Origin of the sequence: Halomonas sp. AOP12-B1-6 (assembly GCF_052379225.1) — a bacterium.
GTDB classification, from domain to species: domain Bacteria; phylum Pseudomonadota; class Gammaproteobacteria; order Pseudomonadales; family Halomonadaceae; genus Vreelandella; species Vreelandella casei.
On the sequence record NZ_JBQSYK010000003.1, the window covers coordinates 53,439 to 74,682 of the forward strand.

General features: G+C 53.5%; 18 protein-coding genes. 9 read left to right on the forward strand and 9 right to left on the reverse strand.

All coding sequences use genetic code 11. The annotated features are described in order from the left end of the window. Positions 1 to 205: 205 nt before the first annotated feature. Both pabB and ACT3TR_RS09350 read left to right on the forward strand, forming a co-directional pair. The gene (pabB, locus tag ACT3TR_RS09345) at positions 206 to 1,561 is read left to right on the forward strand and encodes an aminodeoxychorismate synthase component I (RefSeq protein ID WP_441684219.1); all 1,356 of its coding nucleotides are present in this window, start codon (positions 206 to 208) and stop codon (positions 1,559 to 1,561) included. A gap of 133 nt (positions 1,562 to 1,694) precedes the next feature. Beyond that, on the forward strand, positions 1,695 to 2,315 hold the full coding sequence (locus ACT3TR_RS09350) for a phosphoadenosine phosphosulfate reductase domain-containing protein (RefSeq protein ID WP_096279139.1): 621 nt from the start codon (positions 1,695 to 1,697) through the stop codon (positions 2,313 to 2,315). A gap of 26 nt (positions 2,316 to 2,341) precedes the next feature. Here the strand turns inward: ACT3TR_RS09350 and cysB are convergent, their stop codons facing one another. Next, positions 2,342 to 3,316: an HTH-type transcriptional regulator CysB gene (gene cysB, locus ACT3TR_RS09355; protein WP_444625370.1), complete on the reverse strand. Its 975-nt coding sequence runs from the start codon at positions 3,314 to 3,316 to the stop codon at positions 2,342 to 2,344. Between the two features lie 362 nt (positions 3,317 to 3,678). Between cysB and trxA the strand changes: the two genes are divergently transcribed. Beyond that, positions 3,679 to 4,002: a thioredoxin gene (gene trxA, locus ACT3TR_RS09360; protein WP_444625369.1), complete on the forward strand. Its 324-nt coding sequence runs from the start codon at positions 3,679 to 3,681 to the stop codon at positions 4,000 to 4,002. 73 nt (positions 4,003 to 4,075) lie between these two features. On the opposite strand, the gene ACT3TR_RS09365 is transcribed toward trxA, so the two are convergent. After that, positions 4,076 to 5,179, reverse strand: a complete 1,104-nt coding sequence (locus tag ACT3TR_RS09365; RefSeq protein ID WP_441684221.1) for an AI-2E family transporter — start codon at positions 5,177 to 5,179, stop codon at positions 4,076 to 4,078. 179 nt (positions 5,180 to 5,358) lie between these two features. Here ACT3TR_RS09365 and ACT3TR_RS09370 point away from each other — a divergent pair, with 179 nt between their 5' ends. Continuing rightward, positions 5,359 to 6,213 carry an SIMPL domain-containing protein gene (locus tag ACT3TR_RS09370; RefSeq protein WP_444625368.1) on the forward strand — a complete coding sequence of 285 codons (855 nt, stop codon included), beginning with the start codon at positions 5,359 to 5,361 and terminating at the stop codon, positions 6,211 to 6,213. Here ACT3TR_RS09370 and serS read toward each other — a convergent pair. Beyond that, a complete protein-coding gene (gene serS, locus ACT3TR_RS09375) occupies positions 6,158 to 7,435 on the reverse strand; it encodes a serine--tRNA ligase (protein WP_444625367.1) in 1,278 nt (425 codons plus the stop codon). The genes ACT3TR_RS09370 and serS overlap by 56 nt on opposite strands. A gap of 227 nt (positions 7,436 to 7,662) precedes the next feature. Between serS and ACT3TR_RS09380 the strand changes: the two genes are divergently transcribed. From ACT3TR_RS09380 to ydiJ, 3 genes are all read left to right on the forward strand, one after another. Continuing rightward, positions 7,663 to 8,916 (forward strand): dicarboxylate/amino acid:cation symporter, encoded by a 1,254-nt coding sequence (locus ACT3TR_RS09380; protein WP_444625366.1) that lies wholly within the window; start codon positions 7,663 to 7,665, stop codon positions 8,914 to 8,916. A 169-nt stretch (positions 8,917 to 9,085) separates the two neighbouring features. Beyond that, positions 9,086 to 9,676 carry a DUF4202 domain-containing protein gene (locus ACT3TR_RS09385; RefSeq protein ID WP_096279125.1) on the forward strand — a complete coding sequence of 197 codons (591 nt, stop codon included), beginning with the start codon at positions 9,086 to 9,088 and terminating at the stop codon, positions 9,674 to 9,676. 113 nt (positions 9,677 to 9,789) lie between these two features. After that, positions 9,790 to 12,930: a D-2-hydroxyglutarate dehydrogenase YdiJ gene (gene ydiJ, locus ACT3TR_RS09390; protein ID WP_444625365.1), complete on the forward strand. Its 3,141-nt coding sequence runs from the start codon at positions 9,790 to 9,792 to the stop codon at positions 12,928 to 12,930. A 33-nt stretch (positions 12,931 to 12,963) separates the two neighbouring features. On the opposite strand, the gene trpC is transcribed toward ydiJ, so the two are convergent. The 3 genes from trpC to ACT3TR_RS09405 are packed head-to-tail and all read right to left on the reverse strand — an operon-like array spanning position 12,964 to position 15,469. Then, a complete protein-coding gene (gene trpC, locus ACT3TR_RS09395; RefSeq protein WP_444625364.1) occupies positions 12,964 to 13,767 on the reverse strand; it encodes an indole-3-glycerol phosphate synthase TrpC in 804 nt (267 codons plus the stop codon). 40 nt (positions 13,768 to 13,807) lie between these two features. Beyond that, positions 13,808 to 14,827 (reverse strand): anthranilate phosphoribosyltransferase, encoded by a 1,020-nt coding sequence (trpD, locus tag ACT3TR_RS09400; protein ID WP_444625363.1) that lies wholly within the window; start codon positions 14,825 to 14,827, stop codon positions 13,808 to 13,810. Between the two features lie 36 nt (positions 14,828 to 14,863). Next, the gene (locus tag ACT3TR_RS09405) at positions 14,864 to 15,469 is read right to left on the reverse strand and encodes an anthranilate synthase component II (protein WP_096279118.1); all 606 of its coding nucleotides are present in this window, start codon (positions 15,467 to 15,469) and stop codon (positions 14,864 to 14,866) included. Positions 15,470 to 15,791: 322 nt separating this feature from the next. Between ACT3TR_RS09405 and ACT3TR_RS09410 the strand changes: the two genes are divergently transcribed. Continuing rightward, positions 15,792 to 16,706, forward strand: coding sequence for a metal ABC transporter substrate-binding protein (locus tag ACT3TR_RS09410; RefSeq protein WP_441684229.1), 915 nt, complete (start codon positions 15,792 to 15,794; stop codon positions 16,704 to 16,706). A gap of 11 nt (positions 16,707 to 16,717) precedes the next feature. On the opposite strand, the gene trpE is transcribed toward ACT3TR_RS09410, so the two are convergent. Next, complete coding sequence (gene trpE, locus ACT3TR_RS09415; protein WP_444625399.1) at positions 16,718 to 18,205, reverse strand: anthranilate synthase component I; 1,488 nt, start codon at positions 18,203 to 18,205, stop codon at positions 16,718 to 16,720. Between the two features lie 2 nt (positions 18,206 to 18,207). Next, a complete protein-coding gene (locus ACT3TR_RS09420) occupies positions 18,208 to 18,933 on the reverse strand; it encodes a phosphoglycolate phosphatase (RefSeq protein ID WP_444625398.1) in 726 nt (241 codons plus the stop codon). A gap of 133 nt (positions 18,934 to 19,066) precedes the next feature. On the opposite strand from ACT3TR_RS09420, the gene ACT3TR_RS09425 reads away from it, so the two are divergent. Beyond that, positions 19,067 to 20,365 carry an NAD(P)/FAD-dependent oxidoreductase gene (locus ACT3TR_RS09425; RefSeq protein ID WP_444625362.1) on the forward strand — a complete coding sequence of 433 codons (1,299 nt, stop codon included), beginning with the start codon at positions 19,067 to 19,069 and terminating at the stop codon, positions 20,363 to 20,365. 20 nt (positions 20,366 to 20,385) lie between these two features. On the opposite strand, the gene rpe is transcribed toward ACT3TR_RS09425, so the two are convergent. Continuing rightward, positions 20,386 to 21,081: a ribulose-phosphate 3-epimerase gene (rpe, locus tag ACT3TR_RS09430; protein WP_444625361.1), complete on the reverse strand. Its 696-nt coding sequence runs from the start codon at positions 21,079 to 21,081 to the stop codon at positions 20,386 to 20,388. Positions 21,082 to 21,244 lie beyond the last annotated feature (163 nt).

Genomic DNA, 21,244 nt, shown 5'->3' on the forward strand with positions numbered 1-21,244 from the left:
ATTTTATGCGTCTTTCGTCGTATAAATAGACTTATCCGAAACAGACTTGTCAACAATCGCGCCATTTTAAACACACTGCCGTGACACCGCCTTTTTTGCTTGAACTCGCCAGTGCGTGAAAAAGGCGTCGAAGCCTAGCGCTGGCGTCATTTGGCAAGCCCCTCTAAAATGTCACGCCCCTCTTAACTGGTTAGGCGTTTGCTTCATGATCAAGGCATTAACGATTACTGCCCTGCCCTATTCGACCGACCCTTTAGGTGCATTCGCCTGCCTGCGCAAACGCCCTGGCGCCGTTCTGCTCGATAGCGGCCGACCTATCGCCAGCGGCCGCTTCGACATTCTTAGCAGTGACCCGCTCGCCACTCTTGAAGTGAGTGGCGATGGCATAGTGAGCGTGGAATCCAACCAGCTTAGCCCTCCGGCTCAGCTGGCCAACGATGCGTTCGCACATCAGCAGTGGCTATTAGATCAGCTTGCAATCCCTAATCAGCCTAGTGAGCTACCTTTCCTAGGTGGCCTGATTGGCTACTGGAGCTATGACTTAGGCCGTAATACGCTGTCTATCTCGGGCCTGAAAACCAGCGCTGTATCACTACCCCAGGCGCGCCTAGGGCTTTACGACTGGTGCATCACGTTTGACCACGCAGCCCAACAGGCATGGTTAATCGCCACACCAGAGCGCCGTAAGGAAGTAGAAAGCTGGCTTGCTCAAGAGCCAATGCAAGACAGCGTTTTTACATTGAGCAGCACATTTAAGGCTGAGCAGAGCCATGCCGAGTACGTCACGCGCTTTGATGCCGTTCAGCGCTATATTCGCGCAGGCGACTGCTATCAAATCAATCTGGCTCAGCGCTTTTATGCTGACTATCAAGGGGATGAATGGCAGGCGTACCTTTTGTTGCGAAAAGCAACACCAACGCCTTTTTCAGGCTTTATGACCTGGAATGACAAAGCCGTGCTGTCACTTTCGCCTGAACGCTTTATTCAAAGCCGCGATGGTCAAGTGGAAACACGCCCGATTAAGGGCACTCGTCCTCGTGGTCAAACGCCCGACGAGGATAAGGCGCTAGCTGAGCAGCTTCTGAGCAGCCGCAAAGATCGCGCTGAAAATGTCATGATTGTCGATCTACTCCGCAACGACCTAGGCCGCGTGTGTCTACCAGGCTCTATTCGCGTGCCGCAACTATGTCATTTAGAGAGCTATCCTAACGTTCACCATTTGGTCAGCGTGGTGCAGGGAACGTTAGCCGATGACTGTAACCCTCTGACGCTTCTCAAAGCCGCCTTTCCCGGCGGCTCAATTACCGGCGCACCGAAAATTCGCGCCATGCAGATCATCGACGAGTTAGAGCCCTGCAAGAGAAGCGTCTACTGTGGCAGCTTGGGCTACGTGGATGTGCGCGGCAGCATGGATACGTCTATCGCTATCCGCACAATGGTGGCAGAGGCTGGGAAACTACACGTATGGGGTGGTGGAGGATTAGTGGCCGACTCTCAAGCCGACGAGGAGTATACCGAGACCTTGGATAAAATCCGTCACCTCATCGAGGCTTTGGAATAAGCAACGCAAATAAAATATCAAAAAGGAATATAAAAGCCTAACCAAACGGTATTGGGGGAACCTGACTTGAATTTGATAGCCTAGCGGCTGATGAGCTTAGCAGCGATGACTCTACACCTGAATAGGAGGCCATATGTCCTCAGAGCTTGAAGCGATTAACCGCGACTTCGCCAATAACCCCCAAGGGCTAATTGAATGGGCGCTGTCCCAGGGCGCGCGACCTATCTGCACCACTAACTTTCGCCCCTTTGAGGCGGTGATTCTGCATATGGTAAGCCAGGTGCGCCCCGACATTCCTATCGTATGGATGGACAGCGGCTATAACACCGAGGCCACGTACCAATTTGCCGATACGGTTATCCAACAGCTCGATTTAAAGGTTATTAGCTTTTTACCTCGCCGTACCCGCGCCCATCGCGAAGCGTTGGATGGCCCCATGCCGGGCATAGATGACTCGCGCCACGCGGTCTTTACGCAAGAAGTAAAACTTGAGCCCTTCGAGCGCGCACTGAGTGAAATGCAGCCCGACGTATGGTTCACCGCGCTACGCGCTGAAGATACCCCTGAGCGCGCTAAAATGCAGCCGGTCAGCCGTAACAGCGATGGCCTATTGAAAGTGGCCCCGCTGCTGCAGTGGAGTGCAAAGGACATGTACCAGTATCTAGAAGCGCATGGCCTACCCAACAACTTCGATTACTTCGACCCGACCAAGGTTGAAGAGAAGCGCGAATGCGGACTGCACTTACAGCATTAGTATTCACAGAATAAATACTTACAGCATTAATACTCAGGCAGGTCTATGTCATCAAACAAAGATTGTTCATGACGTGGACCTGCCGTTAACGCTTCATCGACGAGATCACGGGTTAAATGCGGCGCAAAGCGCTGTAAAAAGTCATACATGTAGCCACGCATAAACGTACCGCGACGAATGCCGATTTTGGTTGTAGAGCTGGCGAATAAGTGGCTGGCATCCAGGGCGACAAGATCAGTATCAATCGCCTCATCGACCGCCATATGGGCCACTATTCCGACCCCCATTCCCAACCGCACATAGGTTTTAATCACGTCGGCATCTGCCGCCGTCAGCACAACATTGGGCGAGAGCCCTTTAGCTTTAAAGGCATCGTCTAGCTGCGAGCGTCCGGTAAAGCCAAAAACGTAAGTGACCAGCGGATGCTCAGCCAACGCTTCAAGCGTTAAAGCCCCCTGGTGGGTTGCTAACGGATGGCCTTTAGGTACCAGTACACAGCGATTCCAGCGATAACACGGCAGCAGCACTAAGTCGGTAAACAGCTCTAATGACTCAGTGGCAATAGCAAAATCTGCCTGCCCTTCACTGACCATTTGCGCGATCTGTTTCGGATTACCCTGCTGCATATGCAGTGCCACATCAGGATACTTTAAAGTGAATTCGCTGATAATCGGCGGCAATGCATAGCGCGCCTGGGTATGCGTCGTCGCGATTGCCAAGCTTCCCCGACGCTCATCGCTATGCTCTTGGGCCACCTGCTTGATATTATCCGTGAGGCGCAGAACTTGGCCAGCCAGATCAATAATCGACTGCCCGCCCGATGTCACTCGTGTCAGGTGCTTACCGCTACGGGCAAAAATCTCCACACCTAACTCGTCTTCTAATAAACGAATTTGTTTAGAGATACCTGGCTGTGAGGTAAATAGGCTTTGTGCTGTGGCTGAGACGTTCAGGTTATGCCGACTGACTTCCCAGATATAGCGGAGCTGTTGTAGCTTCATATCCTCACCTTATTTGTTGTCTATACAGACCATGCCTGGGCGTTCATTCTGACCCTGCAGCGGCGATGCGTTCAGTCATCGCCTTGGCGACAGCGCCCTACATAATACCAGATAGAATAAAAAACACATTGATAATACTTTTATAGTATAAAAAAATCGCCTGACAGGCACTCATTAATTTCTACTTTTGTGATCATTTACCGCACAGGAAATTTGCCAGCAACCTTCGCGAACGCTAACATCTGCCCACGATTATCGTGATAAACAGGAAGCGCTGTGAAAGAGCGCCAATTGATCGCGTAATGACCGTTGCTCCATTTGAGGCAACGAAACAGTAAGAGCAACGCAAACGGGAGAATCAAATGGCTAATAATGTTGATGTCACCAACGCCAATTTTGAGCAAGAAGTCCTCAACGCTGAACAGCCTGTGCTGATGAAATTCTGGGCGCCGTGGTGTGGGCCGTGCAAAGTGATGGCCCCGGTCGTTGATGAAGTGGCTACTGAACGTCAAGACAGCCTGAAAGTGGTCAGTGTCAATGTCGACGACGCACCTGAAATTGCCGCTGAGCAAGGTGTGCGCGGCGTTCCTACCGTCATGCTTTTCAAATCTGGCACCAAAGTTGCTTCATTAGTTGGCGCACAATCCAAATCACAACTGACGCAGTTCATTGAACAAAACGCTTAATGAATGCGCCTAGCACGTGAAACCGCCGCCGACCTAGTCGGCGGTAGTCATTCTCTTCCCCTCGCGCTTTACACTATTTTTCACGCTTCCATGGCGGCAGCCGTGCATCGCTAACCCTAGTATCTTTTAAACGACGCTTTCCAGGCCCTAATAAGCGCGCCATCCATCGGGTTTGCGGATGACTATCCAGCGCGATCTTCAATGTCATCGTAAGCACCACTGAGAGCAGCATCCCCGCAGCACCAAAGATCCAGCCCCATACTACCAGTGATAAAAATGCGACAAAGGTAGAAAGCCCCAACGCCTGCCCCATCACCCGCGGCTCAATCAAGTTGCCAAGTACAAAGTTGATGACCAAGTAAGCCGAGGCTAAAAGCATTGCCTGAAAAGCACCGCCATCTTGAGCAACCAGCAGCAAGAGTACCGGCGGGATAGCCGCTAGCGCAGAACCGATATTCGGAATGAAGTTTAGGGCAAAGGCCAATACCCCCCACAGCAATGCAAACTCGACGCCAATGATGACGCATGAAAGCCAAACCAGCACCCCAGTGGTCAGGCTAATCGCGGTTTTGACCGCTAAGTAACGCTTTAACGTTAAGCTAAATTCGCTGAATCGCTTTAAGCTCGGGGCAGGATTTTCAAGCGCTCGCGAGATTTTATCGCGAAAATTGAGCGTCTCAAACAGCATAAAAATGACTAGTAATCCGACGATACAGCTTTGCATGAAGAGATTGCCTATCTCTCCTAGCAAGGTTGGCACCCAAGAGTCTTCATCATCCATGGCAAACATTGAGTTCACCTGATCTGGATTAACGGCCATACCGTGCGCAGACAGTGCATTGAGCAAATTCCAATACTGCTCGTAGAGCCGAGACTCAATATCCGGCAACGCGGCCAAAAAAGTGCTAAAACTATTCACCACCAGCAAGCCGATAAGCGAAAGAAACCCCAACATCACCATTAAGGTGAGAAAAGCCGATAAGCGCAAACTCAAGCCACAGCGGTGTAGCCATTGCACCGGAGAGGTACATACGACGGCAATAAATATTGCCAGCAGCAGTGGCACCAGCAAATCAGACCCAACCTTCATTCCCGCAACGATCACTACCAGCGAGGCGAGTGCCAAGGTGGCATGAAGCGGAACCGTACGATAATCCTCGTCCGATAATTTCGACATAAACCCATCCCTAGACTGTTGTCATATTCATAGTGATTACCAGCACGATAATGCACTAACCGTGCAAGCAATAAGCAACTGTTTTGCATCCATTCTTCAGCACTGAACTTTCCTTTCCAATGCGTTTCCAAGCATTGAAGATAATTAACATTAGCCTACCGACAGCAAGGACATTTCATATGATAGCGACATCCCTACGAACTCAACGATTTGCTTCTAATCGGCTGCGTTACAGCCTGCTAGGCGGTGCTCTAGTGGCACTGCTTAGCGCACCTCTTGCTCAAGCATCGCCCCCTCACCAAGCGCCACCCAGCCTGCATGTGCAGGCACAGTCATGGGTTGAGGTAGAACCTGACAAAGCGACGCTTAATGCTCGACTATGGGAAAATACTCCCGCGCTTTCCACTCTAGAAGAAAGTGATAGTAGCGCACTAACCGATGCACGTGAGCGCCTGGAGACCCGCGCCCGCGAATTAATTGAGCAGATGGAAGCGACCGGCCTCGAACGCAGCGCCATCAATGCAGGCTCATTAAATGTCTATCCCGAGCACGTTCAAGGGCAGCGTAACGAAGACGGCGAGCATGAAACCTTGCAGCGCACTCGCCTTGAACGCCCGGTCACCGTTGAGCTAACGGACCTAGATCAGTTAAGCGAAGTGTTAGACGCACTGATCGCTGCTGGCGTCAACGCGCTAGATGGCGTTCAGTTCGATTTACAGGACCGCGACTCAGCCACTGACGAAGCGTTGGTTAAAGCCCTTGAAAAAGCTCAGCATAAAGCGAACCTAATGGCAGGTAGCTTAGATGCCGAACTTGACCACGTGCAGCGCATTGAAGAAACCCAGTCACCGATTTTCCAACCGCGCATGATGATGCGTGCTGAAAGTGCTTCTGCCGATGCTAGCCAATCCGGCGGCGCCAGTGACTACAGCCCCGGCACCATCCGTATTGATGCCGGCGTTAGCGTTGAGTGGGCGCTTAAAGGGCCAGACGCTCCAAACCGCCAAGGTAGCGACGTAGCGGCTCAGGAATAATTACCGAGCCATCCGCCTGCTGGTGGTTTTCAAGCACCGCCAGCAGGCAGCGCCCTACTGCCAACCCTGAACCGTTCAACGTATGTAGCAACTGCGGCTTCTTCGAATCTGGATGGCGATAACGCGCCTGCATGCGCCGCGCCTGAAAATCCTCGCAGTTTGAGATCGAAGAAATCTCCCGATACGTTTCCTGACTCGGCAGCCACACCTCTAAATCGTAGGTTTTCGTCGCACCAAACCCCATATCCCCGGTACACAGCGTTACCACACGATACGGCAATGCTAGCGCCTGTAAGATAGCCTCGGCGTGGCCACGCATCTCTTCAAGTGCCGTATAGCTGTTCTCAGGTTCTACAATCTGAACCATTTCAACTTTATCGAATTGATGCTGACGAATCATGCCGCGAGTATCGCGACCGTGCGAGCCTGCTTCAGCGCGAAAACACGGCGTATGCGCCGTAAGCTTCATCGGCAGTGCCGCCTGCTCAACAATTTCATCGCGAACGAAGTTCGTCAGCGGTACTTCTGAGGTAGGAATTAAATGATACCCGCGCTCATCATCCAGCTTAAATAGGTCTTCGCCAAACTTAGGCAACTGGCCGGTCCCCATTAGCGAATCGCGGTTCACCATATACGGCACATAGCACTCTTCGTAACCGTGCTGCTCCGTTTGGGTGTCCAGCATAAACTGCGCTAATGCACGGTGCAGCCGCGCGATAGGCCCACGCATCACTGCAAAGCGAGCACCGGTAATCTTAGCCGCCAGTTCAAAATCGAGATAACCCGACTGCTTACCCAAATCAACGTGATCTAAAACGGTAAAATCAAATTCGCGGGGCGTACCCCAGCGGTGCAGTTCAACGTTATCGTCTTCGTTCTTACCTTCCGGCACGCTGTCATGTGGCAGGTTGGGAATACCGCTAATCGCATCATCCCATTCGGCCTGCACAGCGGCCAGCTCTAGCTTGGCAGCGTCCAAACGATCGCCTAAATCGCTGACCTCATCCAGCAGCGGCTGAATATCTTCACCGCTTGCCTTCGCTTTACCAATCGCTTTAGAGCGCGTATTACGCTCGCTTTGCAACAGCTCGGTTTGCGTTTGCAGCTCGCGGCGGCGCGACTCCAACGCCTGCAGCCCCGCTTTATCAAGCACAAAGCCCCGGCGGGCCAGTTGTTGAGCAACCGTGTCAAGATCACCGCGCAGCAGTTTCGGATCGAGCATGAATCCTGTCCCTTGGCCTGAAAATAATAAGAGCATCGCGCCAACGCGCGTGCATAAAGGCGCCTATTGTAGGCAAAAGCGCGGCAAGGAGCCATGACTGGTAGCATCAGGCTCGTGTTTAGCTCCACGTCCGCGCCCCATCATTTCCCAAAAGTGATAAAGTGCCCGGCGATTCGACTGGCGAATCACCTAAGGATAGGCCTTTACACTTTGATAGGAGGTGGGCAGTGCCAGAAGCAACACAGCAAGGAAAATTTGCCTGGTGGCGAAGAATAGCCTTATGGAAAAAGATCTTGGCCGGCTTAGCGCTAGGCATTCTAGCGGGGGCTATGCTGGGCGAGACCGCCAGCGTATTTAAGCCACTCGGCGATATTTTTATCAACGCGATTATGATGCTGATTGTGCCGCTGGTGTTTTCTACGCTGGTGGTGGGCATTACCTCGATGCGCGACCCACAGAAAATGGGTCGCATTGGTGCCCGGACGATTACGCTCTATTTGATCACCACGGCCTTTGCCATCAGCATCGGTATGCTGTTGTCTACTTTGCTGCAGCCGGGGGTAGGCGTCAACTTAAGCTTCGATAGCGAAATTGCTGCAAACGAAGCCCCGTCGCTGATCTCTATTCTGGTTGATTTAGTGCCACGCAATCCGCTGGACGCCCTGGCCAACGGCAACATTATGCAGATCATTGTGTTTGCCATTGGCCTGGGTATTTCACTGACGCTCATTGGCGATAAAGGCGAGCCGGTGATGAAGGTGTTCGACAGCTTCGCCGAAGCCATGTACAAGCTCACGGGTATTGTGATGGCCTTTGCACCCTTTGGCGTATTTGGCTTGATCGCGCACGTCTCGGGCCAATACGGCTTAGAGATACTGCTGCCGCTGGCCAAGCTGATTGGCGTCGCGTATCTCGCCAGCATCCTCCACGTCCTGCTGATCTACTCCGGCTTTATCTATCTGATTGGGCGCTTAAACCCCATGCGTTACTTGCAGGGTAGCCTGGACGCTATTGTGGTGGCATTTTCGTCCGCCTCTTCTGCCGGCAGCCTGCCCATATCTATCCGCTGTGCGCAGAAAAACCTTGGCGTTTCCGAAGGTGTTTCGGGGTTTGTGCTACCGGTAGGCGCCACCATCAATATGGATGGCACAGCGCTTTACCAAGGCGTGGTGGTGCTGTTTATCGCCCAGATGACCGGTACTGATTTGAGCATGATGGACTACGGTATGATTGTTGCCACCGGCACGCTGGCCTCGATTGGCACCGCGGGCGTACCGGGTGCTGGCTTAATTATGCTCTCGATTGTCATGGCGCAGGTTGGCCTGCCGCTCGAAGCGATCGCGGTCGTCGCAGGGATTGACCGCATTCTTGATATGGCGCGCACCAGTGTCAATGTCGCCGGTGATTTAATGGTAACAACCCTAGTAGGTAAGAGCGAAGGTGAGCTCAACGAAACCGTCTATAACGCCCGCCAGACCTAACACGGGCCGTTATTCATCAAAACGTCCGCCTGCTGCGCTTTGCAGCAGGCGGCGGATTCAAGCTTTTCCCACTCTGCCGTTGCGATTGGCGCTGTTTCGCGGCAACCTAATCCCTATCCAATTTAGACGTTATTCAATTTAACCATTCTCTTAGCCGAGCACCGCTGCTATGCCGACTGCTTTTGATCAAACGCTCGCCGCCATTGATGCACTGCATGCGCAAGACCCCCGCACCAGCATTCTAGCGGATGGCACGTCAACACCGCAGGAACTGGCCTATGCTCAGCGTATGAGTGGCTGGTTAGATCGCGTACACGACGCTCCTGATAAAGTACTGCGCCTAGCAATACGTGCTCAGCACCTGCAACGCTGGCTAGTACCGCGCGAGCAGTACCCCGAAGGACGTGTGGGCTACCTCACCTGGCGCCGCGACCAAGGTATTCGTGCTGGAGACACTACCGCCCAGCTAATGCACGATACAGGCTTTTCAGCCGAAGACGCCGAGCGAGTCGCTACCATTATTGGCAAAAAAGGCCTGGGACGCGATGCCGATGTGCAGGCATTAGAAGACTGTGCCTGCCTCGTTTTTCTAGAGAATTACTTTGCAGATTTCTCACGCAAGATTGAGCACGAGCATATGGTGCGTATTGTGCAAAAGACTTGGCGAAAAATGTCGCCCCGTGCCCACGCACTGGCCTTAACGCTGCCTATGTCAGACGCCTCGTTAGCACTGGTCAAAGAAGCATTGAGTGCCGAATAAGATGCCTGCAAGAAATTGGGTAAATCATCACGTTAAGATGCAGCTAGGCAGCCGCTGCGGTAAAGTAGCCGACTTCCTTTATTGCACCCCCGGCACTGACGGCTTAATCACCTATGATTGCACCCCTGGACACGCGTTCCGCTCCGTTTGAGCGTTTAGGTAACGCCTATGTACGTTTTCTCGAAGCTCTCAAAACACGCGGCTTTGAAGGCGACATTGCCCCTGATTACGCTCACCGCACGGTATTGGCAACCGACAACTCTATTTACCAGCGCCTGCCCCAGGCAGCGGTTTACCCCAAGCATGCCGAAGATCTAGAGCGCCTAGCCAAACTCGCCGCACAAACAACTCATCGAGGCGTTGTATTGACACCACGTGGGGGCGGCACCGGCACTAACGGCCAGTCACTGACCGACGGCATTGTGGTCGATGTCTCTCGCCACATGAATAAGATCCTTGAAATAGATACTGAGAACCGCCGGGTGCGCGTACAGGCCGGGGTGGTAAAAGACCAGCTCAATGCCGCTTTAAAACCTTACGGGCTGTTTTTCGCCCCGGAGCTTTCGACCTCCAACCGCGCCACCATCGGCGGTATGATTTCAACGGATGCCAGCGGCCAGGGCAGCTGCGAATACGGTAAAACCCGCCATCACGTATTGCAACTGGATACGGTCTTACTCGGCGGCCAGCACCTGCATAGCCGCCCGCTGAACTCGGACGAAGAGCACAGCGAACGCCAAAAAGAAGGTGTTTTAGGCCGCGTGCATACCACCGCCGCCGCGATTATCGACCAGCAGCGTGATTTGATAGAGGCAAAATTTCCGCCTCTCAATCGCTGCTTAACTGGCTACGACCTGGCCCACCTGCGCGATGACGAAGGCCAACTCAATCTCAACAGCCTGCTATGCGGCTCGGAAGGTTCGCTGGGCTTTCTAAACGAAGCGGTGCTGAACGTGCTGCCGATCCCCAAGCACTCCACCCTGGTCAACGTGCGCTATACAAGCTTTATGGATGCCCTGCGGGATGCTAAAGCACTGATGGCGAGTGCCGCACGGCCCACTTCGATTGAAACGGTCGATGATAAAGTGCTCCAGCTCGCCATGGATGACTTTGTTTGGGATAGCGTGGCCGAGTTTTTCCCTGCCACCGGCAGCATGCCGATTCGCGGCATTAATCTGATTGAATTCAACGACGATGATGAGAAAACTCTCGCCGACCGCGTACGGTTATTTACCGACTATCTAAGCCAAGATCCAACGGTAGAAAGGCTAGGCTTTACCCTGGCAGAAGGACGCGCCCAGATTCAGAAAGTTTACGGCATGCGCAAACGCTCGGTGGGACTGCTGGGCAACGTCCAAGGTGAAAAACGGCCGATTCCGTTCGTGGAAGACACCGCCGTGCCGCCAGAACATTTGGCTGACTTTATCGCCGAATTTCGTGCCGCGCTGGATGCCCGCAATCTCACCTATGGCATGTTCGGCCATGTGGATGCAGGCGTACTTCACGTGCGCCCCGCCATCGACATGAAGGACCCGGAGCAGGAAACGCTGATTCGCGCCGTCTCCGACGAAGTAGCCGCTCTTACCCAAAAATATGGCGGCCTGCTATGGGGTGAACACGGCAAGGGCGTGCGCTCAGAGTACTCGCCTAAGTTCTTTGGCGAGCTCTACCCTAGCCTTCAGCGTGTAAAAACTGCGTTTGATCCTTACAACCAGCTCAATCCGGGCAAAATCGCGACGCCGCAGTCCACGGCGTCTGAAGACGTGGAGGCAACGGCCACGCGTGAGCCTAGCCAGCTAATTGCCCGCGAGCGTGACCCAGAGCTGCTGACCATTGATGGCGTGACGACGCGTGGCCAGCTTGACCGCACCATCGATGAGCGAGCATGGCAGGCCTATGACGCCGCGGTATACTGCAACGGCAATGGCGCCTGCTATAACTACGACGTTGACGATCCTATGTGCCCTTCCTGGAAGGCCACTCGGGATCGCCGTCACTCGCCTAAAGGCCGCGCCAGCTTGATTCGCGAATGGCTGCGCTTACAGTCCCAGGCGGGCATTGACGTCGTGGAAGAGTCACGCAAGAAAAAGGCCGAAGGCGGCTGGGGATTTATCAAAAGCTTTCCGCGCCGGATGGCCAATAGCCTAAGCCGCAAACAACATCACGACTACTCTCATGAAGTTTACGATGCCATGGCAGGCTGCTTGGCCTGTAAATCGTGCGCAGGACAGTGCCCGATTAAGGTCAATGTTCCCCAGTTCCGCTCGCAGTTTTTAGAAGTTTATCACGGCCGCTATCTGCGCCCGTTGCGCGACTATGTCATCGGCGGCACCGAATTCATGCTGCCCTCTCTGGCCAAAGCCGCTCCGCTGTATAACGCCGTGATCGGACAGCGCTGGATCGAAAAGCTGATGGGCCAACAGCTGGGCATTAGCGATTCGCCAGCGCTTTCACCGTCAAGCGTTAAAAAGCAGCTACGGGCCTGGGGAGTGGCCGAAGCAACGCCCGCAGCGCTTGCCATCCTCACCGAGCAGCAGCGCGCCAACAGCGTGATCATTGTTCAAGATGCCTTTACCACCCATTTTGAAGCCACATTGGTCATGGATATCGTTGAGCTACTCTCGCGGCTTGATCTACGGGTATTCGTAATGCCCTTCTCTGCGAACGGAAAACCCCTTCATGTGCAGGGATTTCTGGGTGCCTTTGAGCGTACCGCAGCCAAACAGGCCAAACGGCTGCGTACATTGGCACGCTTTGACATTCCGATGGTGGGCATTGATCCAGCGATGACCCTGACGTACCGTCAAGAGTATGTGAAAACGTTTGGGGATCAGGCAGTGCCCGATGTAATGATGCTCCAAGAGTGGCTAGTGACTCGCCTTAACACCTTAGCGCCTAACCAGCTAACGCTCACCGACCCGGGCTTTAAGCTGCTATCCCACTGCACCGAGAAAACCAATGCGCCGGCCAGCCCCAAGGCCTGGCAGCAGGTGTTCGCGGCGTTTGGTTTAGAGCTTGAATTGATGGCCACCGGCTGCTGTGGCATGTCCGGCACCTATGGTCATGAAACCCGTAACGTGGCGACCTCAAAGGTTATTTATGCTCAGTCTTGGCAGCCGCAGGTGGAAGAACCGCACAATACAGGCAGGCTGTTAGCGACCGGCTACTCCTGTCGCAGCCAGGTGAAACGTTATTCCAGCCAAACCCTGCGCCACCCGCTTCAAGCGCTGCTTACGCTCTTACGCAGCGCTTAACGGATCGATAGCCAACAGGCTCGGCGCTGAAACTCAGAAGAAAAGAGTCTTCAGCGCCAGGCCTGGGTCACTTGCACGCATAAAAGCCTCACCGACCAAGAAGCCGTTAACGCTATGATCACGCATTAGCTTAACGTCATCGCGGGTATGAATACCCGACTCGGTGATCACCGTGACATGCTCAGGAATCCGCGATAGCAGATCAAGCGTGGTGTTCAGGCTAGTTTCAAACGTATGCAAATTACGATTATTAATGCCTATCAGTTTCAGGTCGAGCGCCAGGGCGCGCGTCAGCTCATCGGCATCATGCACTTCCACCAGCACATCCATCCCTAGCTTGTTGGCCTGCTGATGCAGATCGCGTAGCTGACTATCATCTAACGCAGCAACAATCAGCAAAATGCAGTCTGCACCAATTGAGCGAGCCTCTGACACCTGATAGCCGTGAGTAATAAAGTCTTTGCGAATCACCGGCAGTGAGCAGACATCACGAGCGGCAATCAGATAGTCTTCATGGCCCTGGAAAAAATCAGCATCGGTGAGCACGGAAAGGCATGCTGCACCCGCCTGCGCATAGCTTTTAGCAATATCCGAAGGATGAAATTCTTCACGAATCACGCCTTTTGAGGGCGAGGCTTTTTTCACCTCAGCGATAATGGCCGGGTCGCCTGTCGCAATGCGCGCATTGAGAGCGTTAATAAAACCGCGCGGTGCGCTTTGCTGCTCACCTAGCGCTAGCAGATCCTGTTCTGAAACTGCTTGACGGCGCTCAGCCACCTCTTGGTCTTTACGGGCCAGAATGCGCGTTAAAATAGTCGGCGTTGCCTGTTGAGTCATGGTGATCTCTTCGTGTTTAAAGCTTATCTTGTTTAAGAGCCTACGGCTTAAAAACGCTGGTAAAGTGCGAAAGCTCTTTAAGCTTCTCAAGCGGCAGTTTGGACGCTTGTGCATCCTGGGCCACCATTACGCCTTCTTTTAACGTGTCCGCCACCCCAGAACAATAAAGCGCTGCACCGGCGTTCAGCGCGACGATATCTGCAGCGGCGCCCTCACCGGCCAAAGCTGCTTTAACTAAGCGCAGGCTATCTTCTGCATTGTTGGCTTTAAGCGTGGCAAGGCTCTGACGCTCAATGCCCAGTTCTTCGGGTGTCACCGTATATTGGCTAATCTCACCACCTTTGAGCTCCGCAACCAGAGTGGGGCTCGCCAGCGAAATCTCATCCAAGCCATCTTCTGAATACACCACCATAACGTGTCGGCTGCCCAGCGTTTTAAGCACTTCGGCCATTAGCGGCACAAGCTCCGGAGCGTAAACGCCTAGTACCTGATTAGGCGCACCGGCGGGGTTCGTTAACGGACCTAAAATATTAAACAACGTGCGAACGCCCATCTCGCGGCGAGGCCCAATAGCGTAACGCATAGCCGGATGATGGTTAGGTGCGAACATAAAGCCTACCCCCACCTGCTCGATGCAGCGCGCTACCTGCTGGGACTTAAGATCAAGATAAATGCCCGCCACGTCGAACAGATCAGCACTGCCAGACGATGATGAGACGCTGCGGTTACCGTGTTTGGCCACATGAGCACCCGCTGCGGCGGCGACAAAGCTAGCAGCGGTCGAAACGTTAAACAAATTAGCACCATCGCCGCCAGTCCCCACTATATCTACCACGTTATCAACGTTCAGCTCGACGCGTTTCATTAGCTCGCGCATTACCTGGGCAGCGGCGCTAATCTCTAGCGCGCTTTCGCCTTTCATGGCTAACCCCATCAGCAAGGCGCCAATTTGCGCATCGCTGGCATCGCCGGTCATGATTTGGCGCATCAAAGCATGCATGGTGTCGAAAGAGAGGTTTTCGCGGCGCATTACCGCATTAATCGCATCGCGCATTTGCATGAGCAGAGGGGCCTCTAAAGCGTGTGAAACCGGCAATCAGCCGCGTTTTAAAAAATTGGCCAACAGCTCATGACCTTGGCGGGTAAGAATCGATTCGGGGTGAAACTGTACCCCCTCGATATCCAGTTCACGATGGCGCAGCCCCATGACTAAATCCGGCGTGACATCATCATCGCCTGTCCAGGCAGTCACTTCTAAACAATCGGGTAGGCTCGTTTTATCGACCACCAAAGAATGATAGCGGGTCACTTGCACGGGGTTCTCCAGCCCTTCAAAAACGCCGTGATTATCGTGCCATACGTCTGACGTTTTGCCGTGCATAACCTGCGGGGCACGAACCACTTTACCGCCATAGACTTGGCCAATGGCCTGATGTCCAAGGCAAACGCCTAAAATAGGCAGTTTGCCGGCAAAGTGTTCAATCGCCGCCATGGAAATACCTGCTTCATTGGGCGTACAGGGGCCGGGCGACACCACTAGGTGCGTAGGCGCCAGCGCTTCAATCTGCTCAATGCTGATTTCGTCATTACGATGGGTGATCACTTCAGCACCCAGCTCTCCCAAATACTGCACGATGTTAAACGTGAAGCTATCGTAATTATCGATCATTAAGACTTTTTGCACTGACTGTCCTTTCGCCATTGCCCCGCTTACTCCCTCGCCTTATGAAACTGCTAATAAAAACGTTGGACTCGATGATACCGCAACCAAGCACTTCCTTGCAGGGGTTAAGTGTGGCCCTTCATCAACAGTGCTTGAAAAGAATAAACCGTTCCGTTCAGTATAATGCACGCTATGCTTAGGAATGGACCATTTTTCAGACTAATGGCTCCTTTCTCTCTACATAGGCCGCTGCATTGGAACTGGCAACGGGCCACCGCAGTCTTTATTATCTGCCATCTTTTTTCGCTAGTTTTTAAGTTGGTTTTTCAAGTTCGTTCTTCAAGTTCGTTAGGAGCGTGGGATGTTAAAGCGGGTTACCTGGATGAGTGCGCTCTTGTGCGCTGCGGTGTTAAGCGCTGCGCCAGCCTATGCCAACCCCACAATAAGCGTTATTGCCTCGTTTTCTGTCATGCAAGATCTGGTTAAACGAGTCGCCGGTGATACGGTTAGCGTCAACGTGATTGTACCTGCAGAAGAAGATGTTCACCGCTGGGAGCTAACGCCGCCCAACGTGCTCGATATGGAAGATATCGATATCGTGTTTTATAACGGACTGGGGTTAGAGCCCTGGATGCACCATGTTGAGGCGATGTCAGGTGACCGTCTCACGTTAATAGAGGTAGCCGCTCAAGCGGATTACGCGCCGATAACGATCTCTACCGGGCTGCATAAAGGCGAGCCAGACCCCCATATGTGGATGGACCCTCGAGGCGCTGCCGCCTACATTGATGTCATTGCTGACGTGCTGGCCGAACATCTGCCCGACCAGGCCGATGCGTTTTATGCGCGCGCCGAAGAAGCAAAGAAAGCGCTCTCGATCATTGATCAGGCGGTGAAAGAGCGCCTTGATGGGATTCCGCAGATTAATCGCACGCTGGTTACTAGTGAGGCGGGCTTTGGCTACTTTGCACGCGCTTACGCATTTCAGGCGTTTGGGGTATGGGGAGTGAATCATGAGACTCAAGGCAGCGCGCTGGCGATGGCTAAGATGAGCGAGTATCTAGCCGAAAAACGTCCCTTAGCGCTGTTCTACGAGAGCACCACCCCGCAGATACACATGGATGCCTTGTCACGCGAAACATCACTCCCTCTAGCAGGCCCCTTGTACGTCGATGCACTAAGCAATACCGATGGCCCGGCAGCTAACTACTCAGCCATGCTGCGCCACAATGCGGAAGTGCTGCATACCGCGTTAGGAGGCGCAACGGCCGAGTAATCGACCCAGAGTTAAAGGTTGTCTAAACCACGCTCAGCCATGGCCACTGCGCTGAAAATCGCGCGTCCCTTATTAAGCGTCTCCTGCCACTCCATTTCAGGAACTGAGTCAGCTACAATGCCCGCCCCGGCCTGAACATGCAGCTGGCCGTCTTTAATCACCGCGGTACGGATGGCGATCGCAGTATCCATATTGCCATGCCAAGACAAATATCCTACCGCTCCGGAATAAATACCCCGTTTAACCGGCTCAACCTCATCGATAATTTCTAATGCGCGAATTTTAGGCGCCCCGGAAACCGTGCCAGCGGGGAAAGTGGCACGCAGCGCGTCCATCGCCGTCAGGCCCGGCTTCAGCTGTCCGGTCACGTTGGAAACGATATGCATCACGTGAGAATAACGTTCTACAACCATCTGCTCGGTGACTTCAACGCTACCGGTTTGGCAAATTCTGCCGACGTCATTGCGCCCTAGATCGATCAGCATGAGATGTTCCGCGAGCTCTTTAGGGTCCGCCAGCAGCTCTGCTTCTAAAGCATCGTCCTCTTCCTCGGTTTTACCACGCTTTCGGGTACCGGCAATCGGTCTTACGGTCACCTCACCGTCTTCCATCCGGGTTAGGATTTCCGGTGACGAGCCCACTACGTGATGATCGCCCAAGTTAAAGAAAAACATGTAGGGCGATGGATTTAGGCTGCGCAGCGCGCGATACAGGTCTAGCGGTGATGCCTGATAAGGAATCGACATACGCTGGGAAGGTACGCACTGCATGATGTCTCCTGCCAGCACGTACTCTTTAATTTTATCAACGGCGGCCTTAAAGCCATCTTCGGTAAAGCCTGAGTTAAAGTCACTCTCCTGCACGGGCTGCCGATCGCTGCCGGCATTGTTGGGGCTGATGTGCGCTTCGCGCAGGCGGGTTTCAACATGTTTCAAATGCGTTTGAGCGCGCTCTAGGGCATCTGGCGTGGCCGGATCAACGTGGGTCCAGATCGTTAGTCGACCGGAAAGATTGTCGAATACCACAAAGTCATTGCACACCATGAGCAAAATATCTGGCACGTTCAGCGGGTCAGGCTTATCTGCGCCGCCGCGCAGACGCGGTTCGATATAGCGAATAGTGTCGTAGCCAAAGTAGCCGACTAGCCCGCCGTCAAAACGCGGCTGATCATCTAATTTGGGCACTTTAAAACGGCTCTGAAATGTTTCAATCCACGCGAGAGGATCGTCCACTTCGGCGACGCCAACGGTTTCACCCTCTTTGATGTGGTACACAGTGAAGCCACGCACTTCGATGCGCTCATGGCTAGGCAGTCCAATCATGGAGTAGCGGCCCCACTTTTCACCGCCTTGCACGGACTCAAACAAGAACGTCCAGGGCGTATTGGCGAGCTTTAAATAGGTGGAGAGCGGCGTATCTAAATCTGCCAGCACATCACGCGAAACAGGGATTCGGTTATAGCCTGCCTGGCTAAGCTCTTGAAAACGTTCCGGGGTCATCATTAAGCGGTCCTTGTCGCATGGGGTGCAGTCATCAGCAATTCGGTTAACGAACTGACTATAAGGTCGGGGTGACTGTGTTCAATCGGCTCGCCGTGATTATAACCATAGGGCAGCGCAAGCGTCGTAAAGCCCGCTGCTTTACCGGCAGCCACATCATGACGCGAGTCGCCGACCATCACGCACTCAGAAGGGGATATTTGACACCTATCAGCAGCATGCAGCAGCTGCAACGGGTGGGGTTTCTTTTCTGCCAGCGAATCACCGCCAATCCAAAGCGTGAAATAATCGATTAGCTTGAAATGGTTGAGTAGCGGCTCAATAAAGCGCTCAGGCTTATTAGTGATTAATACCAGTGTCATACCGTGCTGATGCAACGCCTGAAGCGTTTGGACAACTCCCGGATAAAGCGTCGTGAGGGCATTGGGCGCAGCGCCATAATGCTTCATAAAAGCCTCATACGCGCACGCTTGAAGCGCTGGCTCTGCCGCCGCTTCCCGCGCCCAGGCCAAGGCCCGCTGAACTAATACAGACGCCCCGTTACCAACCCAGTTGCGCACCTCGTCTTCACTCGGCTCACGCAGCCCTAACTCACGTAAGGTAAGCATGACAGCGACAGCAAGATCTGGCACGGAATCAATCAACGTGCCATCCAGGTCGAACGCAATCAGTCGCTTGCCCTGTAGCACTGAATGTAATGCCGAGTGTCGTATTGAATGCACCTTGATTGCCCTCTCACTTCATTCGCTGCTGAAAAATCTTTCGTTAGCCACCCATCTTACCCGCTCTAGGCCAACTTTCGCATTAGTCAGAAGCTGAAGAAACTTCTATGCTATGGCTAATTTAGCCATGGAGGTAATAATGACCACTCCCACCATTGTGATTGTCGGCGGCGGCGCGGGCGGCTTAGCCCTCGCAACACGTTTAGGACGTACCTTAGGTAAGCGAAAACGCGCAGAAATTGTGTTGCTAGATCGCGATACCACACATGTTTGGAAGCCGCTGCTCCATGAGTTGGCTACCGGCGTGCTTAATTCCAGCATGGACGAGGTGGACTATCGCGGGCATTCGTCTGCCCACTTCTATCGCTATCAGCGGGGCTCATTAACGGGCATAAACCGAGAGGAACGACGGCTGCAGCTAGCGCCGATTAAGGATGAGCATGGCCTTGAAGTATTGCCCGCCAGGGAGCTCTCGTATGACTACTTAGTGATGGCGCTGGGCAGCATTTCAAACGACTTCGGCACCCCCGGCGTTGCGGAGCACTGCCACTTTATCGATTCGCCGCAGCAGGCCAAAGCCTTCCAGCGCGACATGATCAACACTTTTTTGCGCTACACCGACCCGACGCTGCGCCAGCATACTCAGCTAACTATCGGCATCGTCGGTGGTGGCGCAACCGGGGTTGAACTCGCAGCGGAGCTGTTTGATGCCTCGCGCATGCTCAATGCCTACGGTGTCACGTCATTAGATCATCAGACAATCAGCGTTCACTTATTGGAAGCGGCGCCGCGCTTGCTGCCAGGCCTTGCTGAGCGAATCAGCCAGACGGTTAAAACTGAGCTTGAAAGCATGGGCGTGACCGTTCACACCAACACCGCCATTAAAGAAGCCCAGGCGCACCAGCTGGTAACCAATGACGGCGAAGTGATCGAAACGGATATCAATGTGTGGGCAGCCGGCATCAAAGCACCGCCCTTCCTGGCGGAGCTAGGATTAACGACCAACACTAAAAACCAAATCAACGTAGCCACCACGTTACAAAGCGTCGATGACGAGAGAATCTTTGCTCTGGGCGACTGCGCAAGCTGCCCGATGGGTGAAAGCGGTACCGTGCCACCCCGTGCACAGGCGGCCCACCAGCAGGCAACGCTACTTGCCAAAAACCTGGCCAATCACTTAGCGGGCAAGCCGCTTGCTGACTTCCGCTACCGTGACCATGGCTCGCTGGTATCACTTGCGCGCTACGACGCGGTGGGCAATTTAATGCGCAGCTCGGCCTCCAAAGGATTGTTTTTAGAAGGCTGGCTGGCTCGTCAGGCATATGCCTCGCTGTACCGCATGCACCAGCTGTCTATTCACGGGGCGCCGAAAACAGGGCTGTCTTGGCTAGTAGACAAGCTCAATCGCTATTTAAAACCGCGTATGAAGCTGCACTAAACACCCCGCTATTTTGTCGATTACGCCTTTGCCAGCGCTGCGCGCAGCTGTTTGATAACCGTATTGTAGCCGTGCGGATCGCTGGCCTGGTGAGCACTGAAGATAGCTGACCCGGCAACAAAGGTATCGGCACCGGCGGCGGCAATATCGGCAATGTTGTCTACCTTCACGCCACCATCGATCTCCAAACGAATAGCATAAGGAGAGGCATCGATGCGCGCCCGCGCTTCGCGCAGCTTATCCAGCGTTCCAGGGATAAAGGACTGGCCACCAAAGCCTGGATTGACACTCATTAGCAGCACCATATCGACTTTATCCATCACGTAGTCGAGGTAGGAAAGCGGCGTGGCCGGATTAAATACCAGACCCGCCTTACATCCACCGTCACGGATTAGCTGCAGCGAGCGGTCCACGTGCTCAGAAGCTTCCGGATGAAAGGTAATGTAGCTAGCACCCGCTTCAATAAAATCATTAATCATACGATCGACCGGCTTGACCATTAAATGCACATCAATAGGCGCCGTCACGCCGTGCTTACGCAGCGCTTTACACACCATGGGCCCAATGGTCAGATTGGGCACGTAGTGATTGTCCATCACGTCAAAGTGAACCACATCCGCACCGGCAGCCAGTACGTTATCCACTTCCTCACCCAGCCGGGCAAAATTAGCCGATAAAATAGAAGGGGCAATTAAAAAATCCTGCGCAGCGGTCATATTCCAATCCTGCTTATTAATCAGTAGACGAGATTAGCTCCCGAATGCCTGTGGGCACAGGCAAGAAAGCATAGCCAGCGACCTATCTTACCAGAGCCAAACCCAAGCCACTTACTAAGCAGCAGCATAGGCCGCCAAGCATATATTCTTAAATAGAATATAA

What these genes read in the sequence shown, in the direction of transcription:
- pabB (WP_441684219.1), top strand. Translation starts at nt 206, where the DNA reads ATGATCAAGGCATTAACGATTACTGCCCTGCCCTATTCGACCGACCCT.
- ACT3TR_RS09350 (WP_096279139.1), top strand. Translation starts at nt 1,695, where the DNA reads ATGTCCTCAGAGCTTGAAGCGATTAACCGCGACTTCGCCAATAACCCC.
- ACT3TR_RS09410 (WP_441684229.1), top strand. Translation starts at nt 15,792, where the DNA reads ATGTTAAAGCGGGTTACCTGGATGAGTGCGCTCTTGTGCGCTGCGGTG.
- trxA (WP_444625369.1), top strand. Translation starts at nt 3,679, where the DNA reads ATGGCTAATAATGTTGATGTCACCAACGCCAATTTTGAGCAAGAAGTC.
- ACT3TR_RS09370 (WP_444625368.1), top strand. Translation starts at nt 5,359, where the DNA reads ATGATAGCGACATCCCTACGAACTCAACGATTTGCTTCTAATCGGCTG.
- trpC (WP_444625364.1), bottom strand. Translation starts at nt 13,767, where the DNA reads ATGACTCAACAGGCAACGCCGACTATTTTAACGCGCATTCTGGCCCGT.
- ydiJ (WP_444625365.1), top strand. Translation starts at nt 9,790, where the DNA reads ATGATTGCACCCCTGGACACGCGTTCCGCTCCGTTTGAGCGTTTAGGT.
- ACT3TR_RS09425 (WP_444625362.1), top strand. Translation starts at nt 19,067, where the DNA reads ATGACCACTCCCACCATTGTGATTGTCGGCGGCGGCGCGGGCGGCTTA.
- cysB (WP_444625370.1), bottom strand. Translation starts at nt 3,316, where the DNA reads ATGAAGCTACAACAGCTCCGCTATATCTGGGAAGTCAGTCGGCATAAC.
- rpe (WP_444625361.1), bottom strand. Translation starts at nt 21,081, where the DNA reads ATGACCGCTGCGCAGGATTTTTTAATTGCCCCTTCTATTTTATCGGCT.
- ACT3TR_RS09365 (WP_441684221.1), bottom strand. Translation starts at nt 5,179, where the DNA reads ATGTCGAAATTATCGGACGAGGATTATCGTACGGTTCCGCTTCATGCC.
- trpD (WP_444625363.1), bottom strand. Translation starts at nt 14,827, where the DNA reads ATGCAAATGCGCGATGCGATTAATGCGGTAATGCGCCGCGAAAACCTC.
- serS (WP_444625367.1), bottom strand. Translation starts at nt 7,435, where the DNA reads ATGCTCGATCCGAAACTGCTGCGCGGTGATCTTGACACGGTTGCTCAA.
- ACT3TR_RS09385 (WP_096279125.1), top strand. Translation starts at nt 9,086, where the DNA reads ATGCCGACTGCTTTTGATCAAACGCTCGCCGCCATTGATGCACTGCAT.
- trpE (WP_444625399.1), bottom strand. Translation starts at nt 18,205, where the DNA reads ATGACCCCGGAACGTTTTCAAGAGCTTAGCCAGGCAGGCTATAACCGA.
- ACT3TR_RS09405 (WP_096279118.1), bottom strand. Translation starts at nt 15,469, where the DNA reads ATGGCGAAAGGACAGTCAGTGCAAAAAGTCTTAATGATCGATAATTAC.